General features: G+C 67.2%; 3 protein-coding genes. 1 reads left to right on the forward strand and 2 read right to left on the reverse strand.

Annotation, left to right across the window (positions count from 1 at the left end; translation table 11 throughout):
* Positions 1 to 18: 18 nt before the first annotated feature.
* Positions 19 to 2,523: a protein-disulfide reductase DsbD family protein gene (locus LzC2_RS20050; protein WP_171189808.1), complete on the forward strand. Its 2,505-nt coding sequence runs from the start codon at positions 19 to 21 to the stop codon at positions 2,521 to 2,523.
* 426 nt (positions 2,524 to 2,949) lie between these two features.
* Here LzC2_RS20050 and LzC2_RS20055 read toward each other — a convergent pair whose 3' ends face one another.
* Together LzC2_RS20055 and LzC2_RS20060 are read right to left on the reverse strand one after the other, a co-directional pair.
* On the reverse strand, positions 2,950 to 4,758 hold the full coding sequence (locus LzC2_RS20055) for a GH39 family glycosyl hydrolase (RefSeq protein ID WP_171189809.1): 1,809 nt from the start codon (positions 4,756 to 4,758) through the stop codon (positions 2,950 to 2,952).
* A gap of 150 nt (positions 4,759 to 4,908) precedes the next feature.
* On the reverse strand, positions 4,909 to 5,399 hold a 491-nt coding region (locus LzC2_RS20060; protein ID WP_194362447.1), incomplete at its 5' end, for a response regulator.

The following is a 5,399-nucleotide window of genomic DNA, read 5'->3' on the forward strand; positions in this document are numbered from 1 at the left end:
GCTCCCCGGACCCCCTCCATGCCCGCCCGCCCGTTCGCCGCGGTCGCCCGTCGGCTGCTGCTTGCCGCCGTCCCCGCGCTGGCAGGTTTGCTGCTGTGTCCGCCGCCGACGGCCAGCGGTCAGGGGATCAAAGACGTCTTCGACCTGCCGACCGCGCAGGTGGAACGGTTGGGGATGTCCGCGAGGTTCCTGGACGGCGGCGGCGATCCCCTCGATGCGCCGCCCCCGGTCGGCGAGACGCTCACGCTGGCGATCACCGCGGAGATCCCGGACGGCTTCTACCTCGTCAGTCAGACCAGCCTGGCCGGGCAGCCGGCGAAGCTGAAGTTGGCGATGATTCAAGGCTTGGAAGCGATCGGCGACGTTTACGCGCCGGATCATGCCCCGAAGGAGGACGTCGATCCGCTCTCCGGCGAGGCGATGGAGAAGTTCACGGACGAAGTCACTTGGACGCGATCGTTCAAAGTCGTCGGCGAGGGGCCGCTGAAGATCGAGGGCGAACTGCGGGGTTCCTACTGCAAACAGGGCGAAGGCGGCGTCTGCGTGCCGTTGTTCGCGGGCGACGCGCCGTTTTCAGCGACGCTCGCTGCGGCCGCGATGACCCCAGCGGCTGACGCCGACTCCCTCGCCGCCGACGACGCTGGGGGCGACTCCCCCGTCTTCACCTTCGCCGACACGCCGGGCCGGGGAGACGACGCCGGCCCGGTCGCTGTGGAAGTCGCGTTGCCCGCGGACGCCGCGGTGGGAGACCAGATCGACCTGACGGTCACCCTGCGGATCGGCGACGGCTATCACATTTATGCGATGCAGGACCCCGGTCCGGCGGCGACGCCGACCACGCTCTCCGCGGAGGTCGAGGGGCTGACAGCCCGCGGCGAGTTCGTGGCCTCCAAGGCCGCCGAGGCGGTGGAACACGGCCCCGACGTGGTGTTGAGAGAGCATCACGGGACGGTCGCCTTCACCCGGTCCTATGAAGTTACGGACGAAACCTACGGGCTGAACGGCTCCGTGCGTTATCAGGTCTGCACGGACACGGCCTGTCAGCTGCCGAAGACCGTGCGGTTCACGTTGGACGAGGCGTCCCGGGCGAACGCGCCGGCCGTCGCTTCGGCGCCGGCGTCCGCCCCGCCGACCGCGGCGCCCGGCGAGTCGTCCCCGCCCCAGATCACCCTGACGGATACGTTTGAACTGGACGACGCGGGCCTGAAGGAAAGCGGCCTGTGGGCGGCGCTGCCGCTGGCGTTCTTGGGCGGGCTGATTCTCAACGTCATGCCCTGCGTGCTACCGGTGATCGCGTTGAAAGCCATGAGCTTCGCCAAGCAGGCCGGCGAGAGTCGGGCGACCGTGTTGAAGCTGAACCTCTGGTACTCCGCCGGCGTGCTGACGGTGTTCCTGGTCTTCGCCGGACTGACGTTCGGCTTGGGCGCGTTCCTGTCGGTGAACGAATTCGGCTGGGGCGATCAGGTGAACTCGAACCGCGGGAAGGTCGTCTTCACCGTGCTGGTGTTCGTGCTGGGGCTGTCGATGCTGGGTCTGTTCGAGATCCCGGTCCCCGGTTTCGTCGGCAGCGCCGCGGGGAAGACGGGTCACAAGGGCGGCGGGTTGGGGGCGTACCTCGGCGGAATCTTCACCACGCTGCTGGCGACGCCCTGCACCGGGCCGTTCATCGGCGCCGCGGCGGGGTTCGCGGTGGGGCTTGCCGAGACCAACCCGGTCGGCAGCGTGGCGATGTGGCTGGCGATGGGCGTGGGGTTCGCCAGCCCGTATCTGCTGCTCGCCGTGCTGCCGGGCGCCACGCGGTTCCTGCCGAAGCCGGGCGACTGGATGGTCTGGTTCAAGGAATTCGGCGGCCTGCTGCTGCTCGGCACGGCGCTCTGGCTGATGCAGGGCGTGCGACCGTATGAGTTGTGGTTGCCGATCCTCGTCGGCCTGCTGGGCTTGGCGATCGGGCTGTGGATCGTCGGCCGCGTGATTCGGCACAACGACAGTTTTAATCGGAAGTACGGCCTGCGGGCGCTCGCCGTCGGCGTCACCGGCGCCATGCTAGCGTTCGCCGTCTGGCTCGCCCCGGAAGGCGGCCTGGAAGCCCGGCCCGTCGCCGCCGCCGTGGCCGAAGAGGGCTGGGAGCCGTTCGACGCCCAGCGTTTGAACGAGTTGCGGGCCGAAGGCAAAACCGTGCTGGTCGACTTCCGCAGCGCCGTCTGCGTGAACTGCGACCTCAACGAGAAGTTCGCCATCGACACCGCCACCGCTCACGAAGCGTACGACCAACTAGACATCGTCACGATGAAGGGCTGGATCGACCGTTCCGACGAAACCTATGAGTGGCTGAAGAAGCTCGGCGGCGCCGGCGTGCCGCACCTCGCGGTCTTCCCGGGCGATCGCCCGAACGACCCCGCGACCCACAACGGCACGATCAGCCAGGCGGCGTTCCTCACCATGCTGGAAGAGGCCGCGGGGAAAAAATACGTCCCCAGCGGGGCTGAGACGACGTCGGAACCCGTCCGCACCGCGGAGCGGTAGAGCGGACAGCGAGCGTTCTGCTTCGCGATCCGATGACGAAAAAACGAACCGCCCGGCGCCCCACGCGGGCGCCGGGCGGTTCGATTGCGCGGTGAACTGGCGAGCGGGATCGAAGGCGCCCTCCCTGCCCCTCCGGACGGCGAACGTCGTCCCAAGGATCCCACGGCCCAGCGGCTTCATGCCGAAGGGATCACCGTTTCAACGCGTGTGGTCTTCGCATCCATGCGTGGCCCCCGCATCAACGACAGCCCTGTCGATGAGGAATGGAACGTGGGCTTCGTCCCTCCCCGCGATCGGGAACGCACTTCCTTGTGCTGGGGCGATGCGGGATTGTGGCCTGGGGAAATCCCCCTGTCCACCCCCGGGGAAACTTTTTTCGGGGACCGGGGGACGGTCGGAGGAACGCCGTTCTTTCGGCCGGCGACGCTACCGAGCCGGTCGGTCCAACCGCCTCACGGTCACGCTGCGAATGAAATAGTTGTTGTAGGCGTTGCCGTCCGATTCGAGGATGAAGTTGTATCCCCAGTAGTTGACGAACTGCGGGTCGTCGATGCGCCAGGTCTTCGTGTGCCAGCGGTCCTCTTTGGGGATCGTGTACCACCCGCCGGCCGTCTTGAACCCGCCGGGCGATTCATAGACGAGTTTAAAACCGGCGTTCTCCTTTGAGGGCGTGCGCCGGACGACGGCGGTGATCTCGATCGACGCCGACTCGTAGGACAGAAAGTTCGGATCGACGACGAACACGTTCCCCCCGGGCACGCGGCCGGAACGGGCCGAACCGCCGTAGGCGACGACCGATTCCGCCACGTGGGCGCCGGAGCGGGTGTGCAAACCTTTTTCCGTGGTCGTTTCGCCGAACTCGATCGAGATCCGGTCCGCCTCGGCGTAGTCCTCGGGGGTTCCCGCATCGTTTCCGCCCCAGGGGACAGGACGATCGCAATTCGCCGCGGCCCGTGCGACGAGCGCGGCCGGCGGGTCCAGCACGATTACGGGCGCCTCGCCCAGCGAGAGCGATGTCTGAACGGTGACGTGGCCAGTCCGCGGATCGACGACTCGCACGTCGGACTGAAAGTCGATTCGGTCCGGCGAGCCGGGGTCGCCCCAGACGACCAACGCCGGCCCCTCGGCGCCCTGCAGCAGGAAGGCGTGATGGCGGTCGTTCAACAGCGTCCAGCCGATCGGCGCGGGCCGCTGGCCGAGTCGCTCGATTAACGTGCCGAGCGCGGTATACGCCGGGCGGGCGACGCCGTTGCGGTCCAATAAACCCATCGGTCCGCTGTCGCCGTCGCGGCCCTCGAACCATTGAATGCACTCCACGCCCTGCGCGATGCCCATCACGTACGCTTTTACCAATGCATGAGCCTGCACGTCCTCGCCCGTTCGCTCCGCGTCGACGCCGAGTTCCGTGAAGAGAATCGGCACATCCGCCTTCGCCGGATTGCGGGCGGCGAGCATCTTCCGGACGGACGGCACGACGTTTAGATAAACGGCTTCCGAACCCGTATTCTCGGCGACGCCGTCGAGGATTTCATAGGGGTGCAGCACGATATAGTCGAAGTGGTCCTTCGCCCCGGCGAGGACCGTTTGCTCCAGATAGTTAATATGAGCGGACTTCGCCGCCAGCCCGACCTGGCAGTCCGGGTCGACCGCTTTCGCCGCGTGATAGGCGGCGACGACGATCTCGGCATAGTCCGCGGGCGTTTGATCCTTCCCGGTGAAGTTGGGCGGCTCGTTCCAGACCTCGTAGCGACGCACTTTCCCCTTCAGATGCGTCGCCAATTGCGTGACGTAATTCGACCACCCCTCCAGATTGTTCACCGGCAGATGGCCCGGCGGGTCCGCCTCGTTCCATTTCGGATTGCCGACCAGGAGGGCGCCGAATTCAAAGCCTCGCTCCTCGAGATATTGAATCTCGTCGTTCAGGACGTCCCAGTTCCAAACGCCCCGCTCCGGTTCGACGGCGCCCCAGTTCGTATAGGGCGTGCGATGGACGCGCAGGTCGATCGCCGCCATTTGCGGGACCCACCGCCGAAGGTCGTTCGTGGAGCGATTATTGATATAGCACGACCCGATTCCGAAGACGCCCCATCCGGTTGCCGCTCGGTCGGTCGCCTCTTGATCGGACGCCCCTTGCTCGAACGCCGAAGCGCCCGCCGGGGGAGCGGCCCGGCCCGACGCGGCGCTGCTGACGAGCAGAACCGCCACGAACGTGCTCAGACTCCAGCGCCTCGACATTTCAACAGCCTTATAGAGCGAACCTAACGACCGCCGCCCGGTGCGGCCGCGATCAGGACTCGCATCAGTCTCCCCCAAGCCGGCGCCGGCAGCAAACGCCCCGGCATCCGCTGCTCCGATATCCAACGCCCCCGTCCGCCGCGGCGGCGATTAATTGAACAGAATCGCGGGCGGAAGCGTCGTCTCGGAACGGACGGCGTCGAGGATCAGTTCGACCAGGGCATTGCGACTGATCGGTTTCACGGCGTACCGGTCGCAGCCGGCGGCGAGACACTGCTCCGCGTCGCCGCGCATGGCATGGGCGGTCAGGGCGACCACCGGTCGATCGTATCCCGCCGCCCGTAACGCCCGCGTGGCCGCATACCCGTCCAGAACCGGCATCTGCATGTCCATGAGCACCATGTCGAACCCGTTCTCCGTGGGGGCTTCGTTCATACCGTCGTTCCTCCCTGCGACCGTCGGCAGGAGGCGATCCAGGGCCGCCTGCCCATCCGCGACCGCCTCGACGTTCGCCCCGGCCTTCTCAAGAAAGAAGCGAAGGAGCCGGCTGGTGTCGGGCGTGTCTTCGGCCAACAGCGCACGCAGGCCGGACAACGGCCCTTCCCGGAGCGCCGGCGCCGGCGGGGCGACGGGGGGCGGGG

It is taken from the genome of Alienimonas chondri (genome assembly GCF_013036045.1).
GTDB classification, from domain to species: Bacteria; Planctomycetota; Planctomycetia; order Planctomycetales; family Planctomycetaceae; genus Alienimonas; species Alienimonas chondri.